Genomic DNA, 20,333 nt, shown 5'->3' on the forward strand with positions numbered 1-20,333 from the left:
AACGCGATGCATCTCAATCCACATATGCATACTGAAGTTGACTATGCTCGTTCAGGATATGGTGATGGTGTTGTTGAAGCAGGAAAAAAGAACAAAAATGTAGTTGTTCTTTGCTGTGATTTAACTGACAGCACAAAATCTGCGGATTTTAAAAAACAGTTTCCTCAGCGTTTTGTAGAAGTTGGTGTAGCAGAACAAAACATGGCAGGTATTGGAGCAGGCATGGCAGTTGAAGGCAAGATTCCTTTTATCTCAAGCTATGCAGTTTTTAATCCAGGAAGAAATTGGGATCAAATTCGCGTCAGCATTTGTTATACTAATGCTAATGTCAAAATCATTGGCGCGCATGCTGGCATTTCAGTTGGACCAGATGGTGCAACCCATCAGGCGCTTGAAGATATTGCAATGATGCGGGTGCTGCCTAACATGACCGTGCTTTGCGGAGCTGACTACGATCAAACAAAAAAATTAATCATTAAGGCAGCAAAATACAAAGGACCTGTTTATATCAGATTTGGCAGAGAAAAGGTTCCTAAGGTTACAACCGCAAAAACTCCCTGCACCATTGGGAAGGCAGATGTTTATCGGCAAGGAAAAGATGTTGCTGTTATTGCTTCCGGACCTATGGTTTATGAAGCATTGGCTGCTGCTGTTGAATTGCAAGAACAAAAAAAACATAAAAAAATAAGCTGTATGGTGATTAACGGTCATACCATTAAGCCGCTGGATAAAAAAACTATTATTGCTGCAGCTAAAAAATGCAAAGCAGTAGTTACTGCAGAAGAACATCAATGGCATGGCGGATTAGGCGGAGCTGTTGCTGAATTGTTAGCAAGCGAATATCCAGTTCCTGTTAAACGAGTTGGTATTCAAGATACCTTTGGTGAATCAGGAAATCCTGATGAGTTAATGGTTAAATACAAGATTAAAAAGAAGGATATTATTACTGCGGTAAAGGCTGTTTTGAGGATGAAGAAGAAATAAATACCTATTTACTTGTCAAACAGAATATTACTTGTCCACCTTTGACACTTTCTTTTGTATTACCGTGTCTGCAAAATCACCAATAAGTTTTATAGCTCTCAACCGTTTTTTTATTGTTTTAAAGTAATAATCATATTCTATTTTGGTCAATAAAACACCTTCAATTATTTTTTTAATAATTTCTATCTGTTTTGGTTTGAATAATATGTGAAGTGCATATTGGATATCATATTCTTTAGCATTACTGATTTTTTGAGCTAATCCTATTTGCTGTTCAGTTTCGTAACGTTTTTTTTGTCCAATAAAATCATCTTTATATTCTTCGAATGAGAAAATAAATCTTTTCACTGTTTTATTTTCAATTTTTTCCAGTTTTGGTATAAGGATATTATCCGATTCTATTTGTTTAAGTATTTGTGCAGTGAGAGATAAAATTGCTTTTAGTTCCTTCCATAGGTTTTTTTCTTTAGCTTTCTTAATTAAGATATCAAGATCAAGATGTAGAGATGACTCTTTTGTACTAAGATATATAATAAAAGGAATTGCTTTAATAAACCTTTTTTCTTTAATTGAGAGTATTTTGATTATAATCTCTTCGATGACTATCGTTTTTTCTACTTTGAAATAAGCATATCCTATCTTTTCCAATAATGATGTTATGTCTTCTGCCATTGTTGTATCTTCTCCGCATCTTCTGCTGTAATTTTATATCCAAGAGACTTAATAAATTTGATAAATTCAAGAAGTTTGAACTTTGGATTTTCTGATTCTGAAATATCCATAGTTAAAATAAATTTTCTGATTAAAAGGGAAATCTTTGTATCGGTCTTTTCAAGAATATGTTTAATGTCTTCAAAATCTCTTGCATCACCTCTATCTATTTTTGTTATGCAAATATCGTAGAAATTTAAGGCACGCAGTGTAATCTGATCAAACTCCCTTAGAATAACTGATGCATCTTTTGATGGTTTTACCAATTGTACATTGACAATGTAATCATCAAGATAGATATCGATAATTAAACCATCAGTTGTCAACCATCGCTTTTCAGCTATTTCTTTGAAGCCTAATGATTTGAATAGTGGTAATAGCAGCCGGTAACTTTTAGATGAAATAATGAAATCAAGGTCTCGTGTTGATGATTTAAGATCTAATAGGGTTAATGCTGTTCCGCCAAGTGCAACAATAGTTAGCGGTTCATCTATAAACAAATCAAGTTTTTGGATAAATGCAATAAGATCTTGCTTGGTTGTTTCTTTGGCGTTTTTCATGAGTAATGGGAAGCATAACTGCTATTTATATTTTTCTATTTTTATCAAGTTTACTTTACTTATTTATAAAGTAAACTTGATGTTTATTTATAAATAAGGTTAAGGATATTATTACTCCAGTGAAAGCTGTGTTGAGGATGAAGAAAATGAAGTAAATTGACTCTTATTCTTTATTTTTATTTATTCTTTATATCATTATCATTCTTCTTGTTCTTTTCCTGAACAGCATCATACAATTGCTTTAAATATTTTTGTTCAACAAAAACATATTTCTGCAGTTCTTTAATAGTTTCTTCCAAATCATAGATTATCCAAGTGTCTCCATGCTGATACTGCCAGATTGCTTCATCAATAAGATATTGCCAATTGAAATATTTGTCTTTTTGGATAATTGTTAAGATATCCTCAAAATCCTTGTCACGGTCAGTTACTGATTTAAGCATTACGATATGTTCAGTACGGAGAGCATTTATGGTTAATGTGTATTTGCCTTTGAACTGATGGGCAGCAAATTTATCTTCCTTCATTTTTTCACTTATTTCTGTTCTGAAAATCTTTTTTACAAACAGATCAAATCTCATGTCATCATCACGTTTAAACATTAAAGGCCTATATTTATCTCTTAATTTTTCTTCAATGTAAATTTTAAGAGGGCTTGTCTCTTTAAAGCCAAGTAATTGTATAACACGCATGAATTCAGTTCTTTCTTTTTCTTGTTCAAACAATAGGTCAATATCTTTTGTATCGTTTTTATAACCATAAAACATCATTGCAGTTCCCCCAAATGCATAGCAAACAATATCACTATTAATCTGCTGGGCAATGACATTAAATAATTTCATTTGATCTTCGTGTGTTATCATAAATTCTCCGTTATATCATTAATATTGAATGGTATATAAACTTTCCATATATTTCCTATCTCAGGAAAATTCTTTTTAAACAGTTGTGTTAATTGAATCCATGAAAAAAATGAACTAATCTTTCTGTACTTCTCCGGCATTTTCCTTACTTTCATAAACATTCGCGCAACATCATGCAATGCTCCTACTTTCTGCCAATTGCTTTTTTGCTTTGCAAGCTGATATAATTTAGGCCAGTTTTTAATATATTTAAACAAATGCAAACTTGCAAGTATAACACGAAAACTCTTTGTTTCAATGGCATCAATTAATGCATCTTCAACAGTATACACGCCATGCACCTGGTGGTCATACCAAGGATTGATTTTCATATGCGGCGAATATTTATTGATAATATCAAACATGCCAGGATCGCGTTTTCGCTGCTTTCGCATCGTTATATTATAGAGTCTTTTTGTTCTGCCTCTACCTTGAACAGTAACGTATTCTTGTTTTTTTAATTTTGTGAGCAGGTTTAATGCTGATTGTTTATTGATCTTAAGAGCTTCTGCTACGGTTTCAACGGTATGCAGTCCTTCTAGTTTTCGTAATAATTCATCTAATCTGTCTTGTCTCATAATATGTTATGTTAATATAACTTATATATAAACTTTATCTTTTTTAGAGTATGTTAAATGCGTATTGTTGTGTATATAAAGACAGTTTATGATGAAATAATGTTTATAAATTAAAACACATTTCCTTAGAACATGGTTGATAGAGTATTACAGGGAAGACTAAGTGTCACTTTAGATGACTATTTAGCAGGATATGAAGAACGAAAGCTTATTTTTGGTCAGTTTCCAAAATATAATATTCCTTTAATTTTTGATTTATGGGATCAATATCTTGCATTCTTAACGGCAAATACTAAACAAGAAGCTGAAGCACGAAGAATATTTGAAGAATATCATCCTCCAAGGAAAGGTCTTAAAGGCATAAGATTAACTGGTGGCTTTGATGATCTTATCAAGGGAGTTACTGATCCTGTTTGGAAAGGATTTAATCAAAAATTAAAGGATATATTTCCTCATGAGGGCAATGATGAAATTATAACATTAACCAGACAAGCACTTAATGATCCCAATCTCTACAAATTTTTTGTCCATGATCTCAATCATTTAATTGGAGATTTAAACAGGCAGTGGTGGTGCTTGTCAGAAATTCAATGGGATTATTCAATCGAAAGAATGCGTGACTATCGAGATGAGATAAGAGGATTGCTTGAACTTTTTAATGCAGATCCTGAATATATGTATGGCACTTATATCCAACCATTTAAAATGCTGGATTTCATAGTTTGTGATAAACTTGGAAGAAGGCAGAGAACCGAGATTTTTAGTCCAGCTGATTTAGCGCGAAAAACATGGATGATTTTGCAGGCAAGATGTCCCCAGTTTAAATTTGGTTTAACAACAAAGTTAACTGATGAACCAAGAAATGAACTTGCCATTGATGTTGAAAATGTTGCAATGTATGGTAATTCTGGTGTTGTATTCTCAATTATTTACAATTTAGTAAAAAATGCCTATAAAAAATTAGTGAGTGATTTAAGTGATGAAGAACGCATTGGTTATGATCCAAGCAAAGGGTTTGGAAAGATTTATGTCCAAGTCTATGAAGCTCCTCTTGAATCAGTGGTAATAACAGTTGGTGATACAGGCAAACCAATTGATTTAGACAAAATGAAGAACAAAATTAGAACCTTAATTCACGAACAAGGCATTGAAAGTGTGGTATTTCTAAGTCAAGGAGCTAAAAAAAGATACGAAAATTGGCAAGCATCAGCATATAAGGTTGGTGAATTGAGCATGAAAGACATTACTGATGTTGCTTTTATGGCTCGCATGAGCGGTTTTGATAATAATGAAGAAATGTCGTCAGGTATGGGATTGTATGGTTTGCAGTATTTTGTAAAGCGAATGGGCGGTTTTATACTCTATGGAGAAAACTTCGAAACTGGTTCGCCAATTTTCACTTGTGTTTTGCCTAAAAATATGTCAACAGGCAAATTCCAGCGAGTCTTGAATTTAGTTTCAACAGGATATACTGCTGCGCGATTGTATGAATTTGGGCATGATAAAGAAATAATAAGAAAAGTAGCTTGATTTTTATGATAAATAAATTAGATCTATTATTTATTCACATTATCCATGATACACTCGTGATTCTGCAGTTCTTCCATGGTTTATTTAAATTGGAGTATGTTAATCATCATAATCACCGTAAATGTATTATATTTCCCCCTCAAAACGAAAGATTTAAATAGTACAATAATGTACTAAAATTGTACTATGGATAAGACAATAAAAACGATACTGGTGGAATGGAAAAGCAAAAAGATTCCCGAGGTAATTCCCAGAGAAATCAATCTTCAGGAGTATCTCCATCTAAAGGTTAACAAGATAATAGTATTAAACGGATTTAGGAGAGTTGGAAAAACTTATATCCTATACGGTTTGGCCAATGAGCTTCTTAAATCAAATTCTCGTGAAGAGGTGGTGCATATTAATTTTGAAGACGAAAGAATACCTCTTAGGACAGAATTTTTAAGCAATCTGATTCCTGCTGCAGACGAGTTATTCAGCAAAAAAATTAAATACCTGTTTTTGGATGAGGTGCATAATATCCCTGGATGGAGCAAATGGCTCAGGAGGATATACGACAATCAGGATATGCATATTTTTGTTTCAGGCTCTTCTTCAAGAATGTCTGAAGAGGAAATACCAACAGAATTAAGAGGGAGGTTTCTTGAAATTAAAATATTCCCTTTATCCTTTAAAGAGTTCTTAAATTTTAAGGAACTTAGTTTTGATTTTAAGCTGTTAGACTATTCAGAAAAGGAGAGGCCTCTTATCCTAAAAGCGCTTGCCGAATATCTCATTTTCGGAGGGCTGCCTGAAATAACCCTGATAGACGAAAATAAAAAATTTGAATTGGCGCAGTCTTATTATGCTACTCTTATCAAAAGGGATATTGTTGAAAGATATAATATAAAGAATGAAGTATCCCTAAAAGCACTATTAAAACTGCTTCTCGATTCAAGAGAATATTCTATAAGTAAGAGCTACAATAATCTTAAAAGTTTAGGCTATGAAATCGGTAAATCCACACTCCAGAAATATATATCGTATATTGAAAACTCATATTTTGCATTTAGCGTGCCTATTTTTTCTTATAAAATAAAAGACCAAATGCAGTACCCAAAAAAGATTTATTTTATAGATAACGCATTTATCAGCTCAATTTCAACGAAGTTCTCAAATAATTTTGGAAGACTTTACGAGAACATTGTTGCCGTTGAACTGAAAAGGAGAAAAAAAGAGTGTTATTACTGGAAGAATGCCGAAAAAGAGGAAGTGGATTTTGTCTTAAAAAATGATTCCAAGGTTAATCAGCTGATACAGGTTTGTTATGATTTTTCTGACCCCGACACAAAAAAGAGAGAGATCAAAGTCTTACTAAAAGCCAGTAAAGATTTAAAATGCAAAAATTTATTGCTGATTAACCAAGATTATTTTGGTGAAGAAGAATCCGAGTGGTTTGGGATAAAAAGAAAGGTTAAATTTATTCCCCTTTGGAAATGGATTTTGGGAAAAGTTTAAACGAAAGTATAAAAAAAATAAAAAATCATTTAATTCTGGTGATTATCCAAGATAAACCCGTGATTCAACTATTTTTCCATGCTTTACTTTAAACTCTTCAGCTACATACGTATCAGGTTGTCCAGAAACTGTTCGTTTATATTTAATAAAAATAGTTCCTTTAATCTCTACATCTTTTTTAACATCAACAAGATACGCATCTTTTTTCCACGGAGTTTCTCTGACATTCTCAAATCCAGATTCAACACCATCTACGGAAATAGCTTCAAGATTATATTGTAACGTAGGAAAACATAGAAATGAATTTCCCCACCATCTACGTAGTTCAGATTTTCCCACTATTTTACCTTCAGGATTATCATCTCTACGTAATCGTGGACTATAGTGGGTAGCATTATCATCGTAAAGATCTAATAGTTCATCAAGATCTCTTGTATTAAAATAAGTGACCCACTTTGTCCCAATACCTCTTAGTTGTTGCTTGACAACATCTAATTCATCCAGCGTCATAGATGAGGGTGAAATAGTTGATTATTTAAATCTGCTCATTTAAAATAATTGATTTCATTACTACCTAATAATACATTATCTCATTTCATTTAGGCAGTGTAGAAAATCTCGGCATAGCCTCGGTTTTGGCATCAGTTCGGCTTGTTAAGGGTTTATTTGGTTGGATTTTTCTCTCTATAAATATAATCCCGACTCCCTCAATAATATAAATCAAGGATTCATAAGTTGGCTTGCGTCTGGGATTATAAGACTTGCCTATCGGCAAGGAACTCCGAAAAATCCCCATACTTAAACTTGAAGAGCCTCACAAAAAGATGCCAAAAACTACATTTTCTACACTGCCTTTCATTTAGTAATACTTAAATAACAGTTCTTATTTGCTGTTATTATGGTTGCAAAAGTCATTCAAACAACACAAAAAAGAGAGCAAAGAATACAAGAACTTGGCAAGCAAATTCTTACTGAAGCACAGCAGCATATTCCTGCATTGCATACTGAAGGCGGGCGGAGAAATGCGTTGTTTGATTTATGCATGCAGGATCAGCAGGCTGCAACGCAAATATTTCGTTTTATGGATGTTTTTCCCAGCCTGAAAAATGATGCTATTGTTCCTCATCTCAAAGAATATCTTATTGATACTCACGTTAATCTCGGTGTGTTAAGTCCGTTAGTCAAGGCAACTAATATTGCGCCGATGGTTGCCATTAAAACAATCAAGCATTTTTCTGAAAACATGGCAAAAAGTTTTATTGCAGGCAACACCATTGAAGAAGGCGTTGACGCAGTTGCTTCTTTTCCTGTAGGCAGATCATGCACCTTTGACATTGTCGGAGAAATCACGACCAGCAAAGTTGATGCTGAAAAATACCTCCATGCCTATTTGCATGCTTTAGATGTTCTTGAAAAAGTCTATGGAAAAAATGCAGTTGATGCATTTGGCAAGCCTAAAATAAATCTATCCGTCAAATTATCAGCACTTTACGAACATTTTGATCCTGTTGATCCTGAAGGTACCTCTGAGCATGTTCGAAAGCGTTTGCGTCCTATTTTCAGAAAAGCACGGTCAATCAGCGCGTTTATTAACTTGGACATGGAACATTTTCAATACAATCGGTTAACTAATAAAATATTCATGGAATTATTAGAAGAGGATGAATTCAAGGATTTTGCTCATGCAGGCTGTGTTGTCCAGGCATATCTTACTTCGTCGTCTGATATTTTGGACATGTTGATTGCTTTTGCCAAAAAACGCGGCATCCCAATTACGGTCCGTTTAGTCAAAGGCGCTTATTGGGATCATGAAGTTATGCTGGCTTGCCAAAATGGCTGGGAAATACCTGTGTATACTAAGAAAAAAGATACTGATGCAAATTATGAGCATTTAGCTGAAAAACTTGCTCAGAATAACCACTATGTACGAGGAGCATTTGCAACGCATAATGCGCGGAGTGTTGCTGTGGTTTTAGCGCTTGTTGAAGAATATAATCTTGATAAAAAATATTGGGAAATACAAAAATTGTATGGTGTTGCTCAGGAGATTGGAACATCGCTGGAAAAAATGAATGTCCCTGTAAGAGATTATGTTCCCTGCGGAGCATTAGTTCCTGCAATGGGATATTTTGTCAGAAGATTATTGGAAAATTCATCCAATGAAGCGTTTGTTAGAGGATTGAAAAAGGATTTAGATATTAATGCGTTACTCAAAAATCCAGCCGATACCTCAATTGCATCGTCTCCTCAACATACAGCGCAAACTACTTCATCATCATTATCATCATCGTCTTCTAACAATGGTTTTCTCAGCAAAATTAAATCATATTTTTCTTCAGAAGTCTCATCTCACGTAAATAATGTAAATAATAATCATGTCAATACTACTAAAAAAAGCGAACAAACATCTTCATTCAAAAATTATCCTGCTCCTAATTTTGCTGACCCTGCCTTTTATCAGGAATATACAACAGCATTATCAAAATTCAATCGTAAGAAAGGGATTATTTCACATCGTCTCAAAATTGGCAAGCATTGGGTGGATACTGGCGCTTTTCTACCATCATATAATCCTTCATACAAAACAGAGGTTCTTGGAAAAGTAACAAAAGGATCTCGGAAAGAGATTGAATTAGCGCTGCAAGCTGCTGCAGAAGCATTTCAAACTTGGAAAAAACTTTCCGCAGAAGAGCGGGCAAACTACCTTTTCAAAACAGCAGATATAATGAGTGAAAAATTACATGAATTAAGCATTTTAATTATGTATGAATCAGGTAAAACAGCACGTGAAGCCTATGCTGATGTTGTTGAAGCAATAGATTTTCTTAACTATTATGGCGATCAAATGATAGCACTTGATAAAGAAGTATTTACCCAATCTATTCCTGGAGAAGACAATACAGCTTTTTGGCAGCCTTGCGGTGTAGCAGCAGTTATTTCACCATGGAATTTTCCTCTTGCAATTTTAACAGGCATGGTAAGTGCAGCATTGGTTGCCGGCAATACAGTTGTTATGAAACCAGCGTCTGCAACGCCCTTGATTGCAGGAGAATTAATGAGGTTATTTGAACAGGCAGGATTACCTGGAGGCGTTTTAAATTTTGTTGTTTGCGACAGCAAAGATGCTGAAGTATTAATTACGTCACCATTAGTTCATTTGATTGCTTTTACTGGTTCTGAAGATGTCGGCAAATTTATTTATGAAAAAGCATCCCTTGTGAATAAAGATCAAAAACAATTCAAGAATGTGATTATTGAAACCGGCGGGAAAAATGCGATTATTGTTGATGAGAGCGCAGATCTTGAACAGGCAGTTGTCGGTGTTTTGAAATCAGCATTTGGGTATTCCGGGCAAAAATGTTCCGCAGCTTCTCGTGTCATAGTGTTCGAAGCAGTCTATGATATTTTTGTTGAAAAATTAAAAAATGCGATTTTAAGCTTGCGCCTTGCAGATTCATGCTTGCCCGAAGCTGATCTTGGTCCGGTGATTAATGAAGCAGCCTTTTCCCGTATTCTTAGTTTGATCAAACAGGCAGAACAGCAGGGAGGCAAGATTTTAGCTGGCGGCAAAGCAGATAATTCAAAAGGATATTTTATTCAACCAACGCTTATTGCCATTGAACCAAACAATATTATTGCCCAGGAAGAAATCTTTGGTCCAGTCTTGGCAGTGCTTAAAGCAAAAAACTTTAATCAAGCATTGGAACTTGCGAATAATACTCGTTATGCATTGACTGGCGGATTATATTCAAGAACACCATCACATATTCTACGCGCTAAACATGAGTTTGAAGTAGGCAATCTTTATGTCAACAGGACGATTACTGGCGCTGTTGTTGGCAGGCAGTATTTTGGCGGGTTTAAATTATCCGGTTTAGGATCAAAAGCAGGCGGTCCGGAGTATCTGCCAAGATTCATGCATAGAGTTGTAAGGACTATTAACCAAGACAGATCAGGGCATATTCCTAATATATTGGAATATGTGAAATAAACTCAATTGCAAATTATCTTATTTTACTGATTATTCTTTTCATAAGGCAGTGTCAATCTCATCAATCCAGTTTTTTCCAAAATCATATCTTTTTTTAGATTTTTCCAATAATTTCATCGTTTTTTCTTTAGTATTATCCATTTTAACCACTAAAATACAAGTAGTTAAAACTACTTTTAAATGTTTTGTTAATCTAATGGGATCTGGTGAAAATCTTTCAGGTTTTAGCGCCAGTTCAGCTTTTGAAGTTTACATCGATTGGATTTTTCTCTCTGGCACTCCGAAAAATCCTCGATATTCCCTAAGAAGAGCTTCACAATAAGGCGCTAAAACTACATTTTCACCAGAGCCCATCACCAATCACAAACTATATAAACATTTTAATCTAGAATTTCATCATGCTTGATATTATTTCAATAGGCGATGCAACTGAAGATGTGTTCTTGGAATTAGAAGAGGCAAGTCTTCATTGCAATAAAGGAACCAAAACCTGCCAAATATGTATGGATTTTGCAACGAAAATACCGGTGAAATCTCTACATAAATTAGTTGGTGGCAATGCAGCGAATCTAGCTATTGGCGCAAGGCGTTTAGGATTGAAAAGCAGTATGTATCTTGAGCTTGGAAAAGATGAGCAGGGTGAAAAAATACTGCGATCTTTGAAAAAAGATCATGTTGATACAACGTATGTTTACCTTAAAAAGAATTATGTGACTAATTATTCAGTTGTTCTTAATAAAGGCGCTGAAAGGACTATTTTAATTTATCATGGTAAAAGAAAATACAAATTACCTGCCTTGAGCAAAGCGCCATGGGTTTACTTAACGAGTATGGGAAAAGATTGTGAAGCAGTGTATAAGCCGCTGCTGAAGTATGTGGAAAAAACAAAAGCAAAGCTAGGATTTAATCCAGGAACACATCAGTTGCGTACAGGACTAAGAAAATTAAAACCATTGCTCAAAGCAAGCACGGTTGTTTTGCTCAATGTAGAAGAAACCCAATTTCTTTTCAAAGAAAAATCCCGTGATATTAAGAAATTGCTGAAACTTTTGAAATCAACAGGCTGCGGCATAGCAGTGATCACCGATGGGCCAGCAGGAAGCTATGCTTATGATGGCAGACAAATGTATTATCAAAACATTTATGATGTTCCTGTTGTTGAAAGAACAGGTTGCGGAGATAGTTACTCAACTGGTTTTATTGCTGCATTGTTTTATGGACATGATATTAAAGAAGCTATGAAATGGGGGACAGTAAATGCAGCTGGAGTTATTCAACACATTGGGCCTCAGGAAGGATTGTTAACAAAAATACAGCTTCAAACAATGCTGAAGAAAAAACCAAGGTTTTGACTGTAAAGTAGTTAATCAATAACAAAAATTATAATCAACAGTTTCTTTTCTCTGTTTTGAAACGCAAAGTATATAAAGTATTAAGAGCAGTTATTTATAAATATTAAAAAAGAGGGGTATGGTGACAGCTTTACAGCGATTAGTTGGTAAAGGTATTAAGCTAAATTCTAATCTAAAGGTACATCTCTCTAAAAAAGGACAGATTACTACTTTTATTATTGTAGGATTGGTAGTTCTTTTTATTGTTTTGCTCGTATTGTATTTAAGTTCAAAATTCAATGTAACTGAAAAACTTTCTTTTGAAAAAAAAGATCAAGTAAGCGTCTTTGTTGAAAATTGTGTCAGCCAGGTAACTGATGATGCATTAGAAAAACTAGGACAGCAAGCTGGACATCTTTATCTTGACAAATTTGAAATTTATACTGCCCAATATGATCCTTTTAATGCTAATGTTTTAAGTTTGGATAATGGCAATAGTTTCTTGCCCTATTGGCTTTATCAACGAAGGAATGGCGTTGATAAAAGTGAAATGCCTCAATTGTATAAACAGTATAAAGGCGATGATTCCATCCAGGACCAGCTTGAACGATATATTCGAGATGGTGTTGAACAATGCGTCAATAATTTTGTCAGCTTTAATAGCAAAGGTATTTTAGTTAATCCAAAAGGAGAGCTTTCTATTGCGGTATTATTTGGTGAAGAAGATGTCCAAGTAAAAGCGGAATATCCTTTAGAAGTTACTACGCAGAACAACGTTGAAAACGTGAACAGTTTTTCAACAACGAAACAAGTTCGTCTTAAACAAGTTTATGCATTAGCAAGGAATATTTTGCAGTATGAAACGAATACGGTCTTTTTAGAAGATAATGTTATTGCTCTTGCATCATTATATGGGAGAAATCATGATGCATCGTTTCCTGCAATGTATGGCGGGATAGAAGTAAAAGATTGCACTGAAATGGATTTCTGGCTTGTTGAAGATGTCAAAACAAAATTCAAATCAATGCTCCAGCAAAATGTGCCTTTCTTTAGAGTAGAAAATGCCAAGCCAAATCCTGTTGAAATTTCTATTGTAGAAGAGTCAAATGCAGGCACGAGACAAGTACGGCAGGGAACTTTTAAAATAGTTTCAGATAAAATCTCCAATAAACAATACCAAGACATTAATGTATGGTTTAATTATGATGAAAGTTACCCTTTCTATCTTTATCTTGGTTCAGGAGGTGCTGTATTTCCTCAACGATTGCCGGTTGATGCCCTGCTCCTTAACTTTTGCATTTATGAATACAAATTTGTGTATGATCTTACGTTTCCTATGGTTATAAGCTTGCAAGATAAAGAATCCTTACTCAAACAAAAACCTTATTATTTTCAATTCCCTGTTCAAACTATTATTAAAGAAAACTATCCGAGAGTAAGGATTCTTGATTTGCTCAATCCTGATGCGCAAACACAACCATTAACCTCAGAATGCAGCAGTGGAGGGCAAAGCAATGACCAAACTATTAAAGTGATTGATACAAAAACAAAAAAACCGATTGAAAAAGCATTAGTCTATTTCCAATGCGGACCTGAATATTTGATGACGTACAAAGAAGATAATTCTGTGGATCAAGCAGTTAAATTTGCAGACCGATGTTTTATGGGAAATACGAATGCAGAGGGAATTTACCAAGGAAAATTACCATTATGCGGCGGAGGGGCAATGGTAACTATTGATAAACAAGACTACGCAACAACAACACAACTTGTTGGAAATGTTCTTGAGGATGCTGAAGTTTCTACACAAATATCGTTGCTTCCTTTGAAAACGTTTACTGTTGATGTACAGAAATTTTTTGCTGCGCCGCCTTTGACAAAAGGAGAAACTTCAACCTATCAGGGTGTTGTACTTGATGATAATAACAAGGTAGTTGCTTGCAATCTCAATCCAAAAATCTCACCTGTTCAAACTAATGAACAAGTCTACATTACTTTAGAACACATAAACACCCTTGGTGGAAGTATTGGAAGAACTGAAGGGATTTCTTTTGTTCCAGGGCAAGAAACTGCCTTAAAACTTGGCTCGGGACGATATCATGCCGAACTTATGATGCTTCGCCATGAACGTTATCCTGGTGAAATGACTTTTAAAAAACATAGCCAGTCCATTAAAATACCAAGTACGATTGCAACAAAGGCAAAGACTATTTATTATCCTGAAGAAGATGTTTTACTGCCTTCAACAGTTTCTGGCGGCTCAGAATTTACCTTTGAAATTGGAATCTCAGATTTAGACAAAGATAAAATCACGTTTTATGTTATTGACGAAGGCCAGCCAAAGTATCTTGAACAAATAGGTATAGCTAGCCAACACACTCAAGCATGTTATCAGCTCAATCAAGCTATTATGAAACCACGTATTGGATAAAAGGATAGAACCATGAATAAAAACTTACATCAAAAATGCGCGTTGTTTATGATTTTGTTAGTGCTTACTATTCCTTATCTTTCAGCAATAACGTATGCTGCTACCGGCTCTTTGACTAATCTTAATGTAACTGGCAAAGATGGTTTTAGGAATGTTATACGACAAGAGCAGGATAGTGTTCAGGTCGTGGTTGATGCAACTATTCTTAATGTTGATGGAGTTCCTCTTGAAGTAAAAAAAGAAAATGTTTTTGTTAATTTCAACAAAATTCAAGAGAATGCCAATGATTGTGTATTAGGTGAAGAAAGTATCTATACTTGTATATATGCTTCTCAGCCTGCTGATTATAAAGCAGCTGTTTTACCTTTAGTCGTCACCTTATTTGATAAGAGTTTCCAGCTTCTTGACAAAAAAACAGAGCAAATAGTTGTTGATAGCGAGCCGCCATCAGGAAGCGTTTCTGTTAAAGGGAAAATTACTTTGGAAACTGATTTTGAGCTTGCGTATACTGTTGAAGATACTGCTTGCGACGATCCTGAATGCAAAAGCAAATGTTCAGGTATCGATGTTGTTGAATTGTATGCTGGCAAAGATAAAGATACTCTTCAACTCGTGCTTACCGAACAAGTTGCTGAAACACAGCAATGCTCTGCTACAAAATCCATTACTACTAACGTTCAGCAACTTGGTTTGCAGACTGGTGATGTCCAGTTCTGCCTCAAAGCAAGCGATAAATTTGGGAATGTTATGGATGAGCCATCTTGTGTTGTGCAGCCTGTTGATTATCAGGCACCCTCAATTATCAAAGAAACATTTCGTGTTTATGATCCAGCAACAAACGGAATTTTAACCCATAAAAAAAATGTAGCTACTACGGTTGACCTTAAAATCAATATTACTGATGATGTTAGTAAAATAACTGCAGATAAAGTTACTGCAAATTTTGCAGCGTTTAATCCAGCGCAATCTTTTGTTCAAAAATATAAATCAATTGCTCCAGATACTTGTTTAGCGCATATTGAAGCTTTATCTGAGTTTGCAATCTACGAATGCACCTGGAAAAACATTGTTATTGCAGCTAGTGATCAGGATACTTATGAAATTAGTATAACTGCAAAAGATGATGCAGATAATAAAGCTGAGGAGAAATTTAGTGTAACTATTCCTACTGACAATCAAGGCCCAGCAGTTACTCAATTACAAGCGCAGTATGATGGATTTTTGAATCCAACCAATAATACGTTTCTTTTGACGATTGATGAAACCGGTGTTGGCTTGTTTCAGAAAAAAGTTTTTATGGATATTGGCACTAAAAAAGCGCAAGCATCTGCTTGCGCAAGAGAAGGTAGTTTGTGGAAATGCCTTTTCGATGCAATTCCTCTTTCTGAATCAAGCTTTGTTCACGGCACTCGCTACCTGGTTCAAGCAGCTGTTGATGACTCGTTTGATGATCTAGGTAATAAATTCATCGGCAATAAATTTAGCAGAGAGTTTCTTTTTGATAATTTAGCTCCAGACGTAGAAAATGCTACTATTAAACCATTAGGGTCTGATAGAACAGTGCTTGTAGGAACTGGTCAGGATGTAGCATTGCTTACTGCATTTATTGTTGAGAAAGGCGGCGGAGAAGAAGGAGAAGCAGCTGGCATAGTTGCAGAACGTGCTTTTGCAGATTTCAGCGCTTTTGATTTTACTCAAGGCTTAACACCAGCAACTGATTGCGTTGAACTTCCAGAACATTTTGCAGCTACTTTTGATAGCAGCAAGGAGCATTTGTACAAATGTACTTGGGAATATGCAGGTCCAATCTCAGAAAAAAAAGTGAAAGTAAGATTCTTAATTGTTGATAATGCTGGTAATTCAAAATCTCTTGAAGAACAAAAACCTTCAGATGCAATTATTGTTGTAGATTTTAAAGAAGTAAAACGTGATGTTTGGGAAGATGAGCTGAAAGGAGTATTTCCTTCTGGTAAAACCTATAGTTTAAACAGAAATTTTTTATGGATGTCACAGCAAGGAACTCCCCTTAGAGCTACTATTGATTTAGGGCAAACTAAAAGCGGGTTTAATAGCCATGTACATGAAATTCTTATTAGTTCTTGTCGAGGCGCACCTGGAAGAATTACTAAAGATGAAGGTATGAAAGAATTTGCTGTGCAGGCATTAAACTATCCTGTTGAAAGTGGAAGTTCTTTTGGCAATTCCAAAAGAAATATTCTGATTACTATTCCAGTGTTTGATAAAACCATGGTAAAAGATAAAAAAGAATTAACTATTGTTTGTGATGGAACTATCGTCCAAGGAACTTCTAAAACCTCAGCAATTTTTACACCTAATGAACCATTTAAAGCAACCTTTATCGTAGATTTAGTTGATGATTTATTTTCCCGTCCAGACAATGCTGCCCTTGACAGTTTAATCGAAAACAAAAACCATATTGAAAATCTCGAAAGCACGTTAGAAGTGTTTGAGTGGATGACAAAATGGTTGGGTGGAATGTGCACTATTTATGCTAAAATTATGGCAATTCTCAATAATACCTGTGTTGTAGTGAATGGTTTTACCATGGCATTTGGCAATATTTATCCGCCCTTGTACAGTTCTGATTCACAATGTAAATTACAATCTGACTTTTTGAATGATTTATGGTATGGGCATAAAGGAGATCCTAAATTTAAAGGTTTTGGGATGTTTAAAACTGATAAAAAATTAGCAAGTGTTGGATTCTGGTGTGATGCTTTTATGTGCACACAATGCGATAGAGCATGGAAAGAAATGATTGCTCCTGTTCAAAAGAGCAATGCGCCAGGATTTTCTCTTGGATTAAGTAAAATTCCCGGAATGAGCTATGATCCTGAAAAAGTTGGAACAGTTGATGTTCGTGATTTAACCAAAGATCCGTTTGCTGAAAAATATGATTTAGCACCGCAAATTACTTTTGATCCTCAGCAAAATCTGATATTTGCAACATTGTGCGCACCTCCGTGTCTGCCAACAATACAAAAATTCCTTGCATCAATAACTATTTTGTTAAAAACAGAAAATAAATGCAGATTAACAGCAGTTGCCTCTGGTGAGAACCCTGCAATCTGTGATAATTATTACAGCTACCAAGTGTGTGATTTACTGAGCACTAATCTTATACCATGGTATATGGTAACAGACATGGTCAAGGGTCTTTTTACTCAATTTATACCTTCATTGATACAGATGGGATTAGAACAAGGGATATGCGATGGCAACTTTGTAAGCAAAAATGGTATATGTGCATTATATCGTGTAGAAGCATTTTTAGGTGCAGGTTTTGCACTGAGTGATATTATTACCGATATAGGAGATATTGTTAATCAGTTTAAATCATGGGGTGGTGGAGATGAAGAAAGTTCACCAAGCGCTGGTGCAGCAGATACTAGCTCTGATGCTGGAACAACAACATCTTCATCATCTGGAACAACTGCTACTCCAACCAGCGAGCCTTCAGCAGAAGAAAAGGCATTAGGAGTGATACCTACAAAATGAATTAATTAAAAATAATGGAAACAATGGCAATGAAATTACTCGAAAAAAAACAGGGAAAATATGTTCAAGCAACCTTTATGATAATGGTAATTATGGTTGTAATAGGCTATGCTTTATTTACTGCACCCTCAAATAAACAAGCAAATGAAGAAGAGTTTTTAACTGGTTTTAGTGTTGTAGAAGATGTTCAAGTTAATGTAGATTCTTCATTAAAAGAATCTACGAAGACAACAGAAGAAATACTGGTTGAAGTTAATAAAGACAATCCTGTTGATAAGAATGTGTATGAGTTTGATAATGCAGACGTAGATACGAGAAATGATATTGTCGGCGATGCTGGATTAGGATCTGTTACTGGGTTTGCAGTAAAGAAAACTTCTTGTAAAGGAACTCTAACAAAAGGTTATTTATCTGGGGGGAATAAAGATCCACAAAAAGTATGTGTTGAGTGGAAAGATAAAGATCACGTACAATCAATAATTTATTATCAACCAGATCTTTCAAAGGGATGGGTGATTGTACCAGAGGGCTATGTAATCGCAACTAAAGCGGATGAAACACTAACACTCAATGTAATCCGTAAAGATGGTTTATTAGTGGCTGCATTGCCAACAGAATATGCTCCTGCAAAAGCTACATTTGCTGTTGATATTCAAAATAGTTTCCCGCAGTTATTTACATCAGGAACTCCAGCACCATCACCTTCAGGGGTTGCTTCTGAACCAGCTAAACCAGTAGTTTCACCCAAAAAATCATCAGTAGGTGTTGTTGTTGAAGGAACTGGTGGATTAAGATTATTAAAATTGGCTCAAGATAAACAAGGTACAACAGAAAATACTGAAGCAATTACTGGAGATCAATTAAATAATAATCAATATCGTACTATGACCAGCCCTAAAGGTCCTGATGGCAAATCTATTAACATTCGTCAACATAAATCAACTACTGGTGAAATTTATTATACTGATAAAAATAATTTCCTTCTTCCAGATGGTTTAGTTGTTGAAATGGAGACTACTGGCGATAAAAAAATATATAGAAAATACAACAGCGCTGGAGCAACATTTGAAAATGTTGATGTAGGTTCATATAATCTTCAAAAAGACAATTCAGAATATGTTTCTAAATACCATAATTATCAAAAATCAGTTCAATTTGCGCTTGTTAAAAACTCTCTTGATCCAACTGGTCAATTTCCTGGGCATTATGTTGTTACTGATTCTGGTAACAAAGGTAAATTTGCATTTGTTGATGATCAGATATGGAGTGAAGGCACTATTTATGAGTTAAAATATAATCCAAACGAAGGAACCTATGAACAAGTAAAATGTGAAACCTGTGATGTTGAAGAGGAAGATGGTCAATATTATGTTGTAAAAGGTAAAGAGAAATTCAAAGTTGGCGATAAAGATCCCTTTGATTTAGCTGAAACTGCGCTTGACGGTTGTGTGGAAAAAATAGCAGATGACACAAAGAATAATGAAGGCGAAGAATGTGGATTTGTTAAAGATCAGTTAAAAGCTGGTTATAGAATTTATTCTGAAAAGTTTAGAAGTGAAGTTGGGAAATTATTTGGTTTTGCAGTCGAACAAGCAGACTGGTATCAAAAAGCAAAGCGTGTACCTACATTAATGTGCGCTGCAGGATATAATATAAGGACACAAGATGGTATACCTGTTACGACACAATGGGTAGACAATCCACCTTCATATTGGGGAATGGATGTAAAGGCAATAACTGATTTCAATGTGCTCCGTGATGCTGATCCTTTTAGTAATATTTATGTGTATAAACTCTTTGCTGGTAAAAGAGAGGAAGTAACGCCAACCTTATACCGGTATTCATTTTCGATGAGTTTAGCTGGGGCAATGGTATATGAAGTGTATTTAATTAATAGTTGTACTCGTGATAGATCAGATGATATTCAAGGAGGTTTTATTTATCAAGGTTCATTAGGAGCAAATGGTGTTGATAGGCAGCATTTTGCAACAGATCAATTAATCTTTGACTGCAATAAAGGAGCATGCAGGTTTAATTATGCCTGTGTTGATATGTTTTTAAGCCAGGACAGTACTGATCCAGACGGAAGATTATGCATGCCTTTAGATGGCGGTTTGCATGGTAGCAAGTTTGAAACAGCAACTGAAGAAGATTCTAACGGTGGAAGCAATGCTGGAACATTATCTGCAACAGATTGCAGTGATACTGAAGAAATACAAAATAAAGCTTTGCCTGTGCATACTATTTGCGATATTTATGATGATCCGCGTTCAAAGGGATTACAAGGGTGTCAATGATT

General features: G+C 35.0%; 13 protein-coding genes. 8 read left to right on the top strand and 5 right to left on the bottom strand.

Annotation, left to right across the window (positions count from 1 at the left end):
- The first annotated feature begins 6 nt into the window (after nucleotides 1-6).
- Complete coding sequence (locus tag HYY69_01210) at nucleotides 7-984, top strand: transketolase family protein (protein ID MBI3032065.1); 978 nt, start codon at nucleotides 7-9, stop codon at nucleotides 982-984.
- A 27-nt stretch (nucleotides 985-1,011) separates the two neighbouring features.
- Here HYY69_01210 and HYY69_01215 read toward each other — a convergent pair whose 3' ends face one another.
- The 4 genes from HYY69_01215 to HYY69_01230 all read right to left on the bottom strand — a co-directional run bounded on the left by HYY69_01215 (nucleotide 1,012) and on the right by HYY69_01230 (nucleotide 3,735).
- Nucleotides 1,012-1,656 (bottom strand): hypothetical protein, encoded by a 645-nt coding sequence (locus HYY69_01215; GenBank protein ID MBI3032066.1) that lies wholly within the window; start codon nucleotides 1,654-1,656, stop codon nucleotides 1,012-1,014.
- A complete protein-coding gene (locus tag HYY69_01220; GenBank protein ID MBI3032067.1) occupies nucleotides 1,641-2,255 on the bottom strand; it encodes a hypothetical protein in 615 nt (204 codons plus the stop codon). Before HYY69_01220 ends, HYY69_01215 begins: the two co-directional genes overlap by 16 nt.
- 176 nt (nucleotides 2,256-2,431) lie before the next feature.
- A complete protein-coding gene (locus tag HYY69_01225) occupies nucleotides 2,432-3,118 on the bottom strand; it encodes a hypothetical protein (protein MBI3032068.1) in 687 nt (228 codons plus the stop codon).
- The gene (locus tag HYY69_01230; GenBank protein MBI3032069.1) at nucleotides 3,115-3,735 is read right to left on the bottom strand and encodes a hypothetical protein; all 621 of its coding nucleotides are present in this window, start codon (nucleotides 3,733-3,735) and stop codon (nucleotides 3,115-3,117) included. The genes HYY69_01225 and HYY69_01230 overlap by 4 nt, the downstream gene beginning before the upstream one ends.
- A 132-nt stretch (nucleotides 3,736-3,867) precedes the next feature.
- Here HYY69_01230 and HYY69_01235 point away from each other — a divergent pair, with 132 nt between their 5' ends.
- Nucleotides 3,868-5,265 (top strand): hypothetical protein, encoded by a 1,398-nt coding sequence (locus HYY69_01235; protein ID MBI3032070.1) that lies wholly within the window; start codon nucleotides 3,868-3,870, stop codon nucleotides 5,263-5,265.
- Nucleotides 5,266-5,451: 186 nt separating this feature from the next.
- A complete protein-coding gene (locus HYY69_01240; GenBank protein MBI3032071.1) occupies nucleotides 5,452-6,762 on the top strand; it encodes an ATP-binding protein in 1,311 nt (436 codons plus the stop codon).
- 42 nt (nucleotides 6,763-6,804) lie between these two features.
- On the opposite strand, the gene HYY69_01245 is transcribed toward HYY69_01240, so the two are convergent.
- Complete coding sequence (locus HYY69_01245) at nucleotides 6,805-7,272, bottom strand: nuclear transport factor 2 family protein (protein MBI3032072.1); 468 nt, start codon at nucleotides 7,270-7,272, stop codon at nucleotides 6,805-6,807.
- 388 nt (nucleotides 7,273-7,660) lie between these two features.
- On the opposite strand from HYY69_01245, the gene HYY69_01250 reads away from it, so the two are divergent.
- The 5 genes from HYY69_01250 (at nucleotide 7,661) to HYY69_01270 (ending at nucleotide 20,331) form a co-directional block, all read left to right on the top strand.
- The gene (locus HYY69_01250; protein ID MBI3032073.1) at nucleotides 7,661-10,753 is read left to right on the top strand and encodes a bifunctional proline dehydrogenase/L-glutamate gamma-semialdehyde dehydrogenase; all 3,093 of its coding nucleotides are present in this window, start codon (nucleotides 7,661-7,663) and stop codon (nucleotides 10,751-10,753) included.
- A 398-nt stretch (nucleotides 10,754-11,151) separates the two neighbouring features.
- Nucleotides 11,152-12,105 (top strand): carbohydrate kinase family protein, encoded by a 954-nt coding sequence (locus tag HYY69_01255; protein MBI3032074.1) that lies wholly within the window; start codon nucleotides 11,152-11,154, stop codon nucleotides 12,103-12,105.
- Nucleotides 12,106-12,223: 118 nt separating this feature from the next.
- A complete protein-coding gene (locus HYY69_01260; protein MBI3032075.1) occupies nucleotides 12,224-14,515 on the top strand; it encodes a hypothetical protein in 2,292 nt (763 codons plus the stop codon).
- A gap of 12 nt (nucleotides 14,516-14,527) precedes the next feature.
- Nucleotides 14,528-18,034, top strand: coding sequence for a hypothetical protein (locus HYY69_01265; GenBank protein ID MBI3032076.1), 3,507 nt, complete (start codon nucleotides 14,528-14,530; stop codon nucleotides 18,032-18,034).
- A 14-nt stretch (nucleotides 18,035-18,048) separates the two neighbouring features.
- Nucleotides 18,049-20,331 carry a hypothetical protein gene (locus HYY69_01270; GenBank protein MBI3032077.1) on the top strand — a complete coding sequence of 761 codons (2,283 nt, stop codon included), beginning with the start codon at nucleotides 18,049-18,051 and terminating at the stop codon, nucleotides 20,329-20,331.
- Nucleotides 20,332-20,333: the final 2 nt, after the last annotated feature.

The organism is Candidatus Woesearchaeota archaeon, from assembly GCA_016192995.1.
In the GTDB taxonomy this organism is placed as follows: Archaea; Nanobdellota; Nanobdellia; order Woesearchaeales; family DSVV01; genus JACPTB01.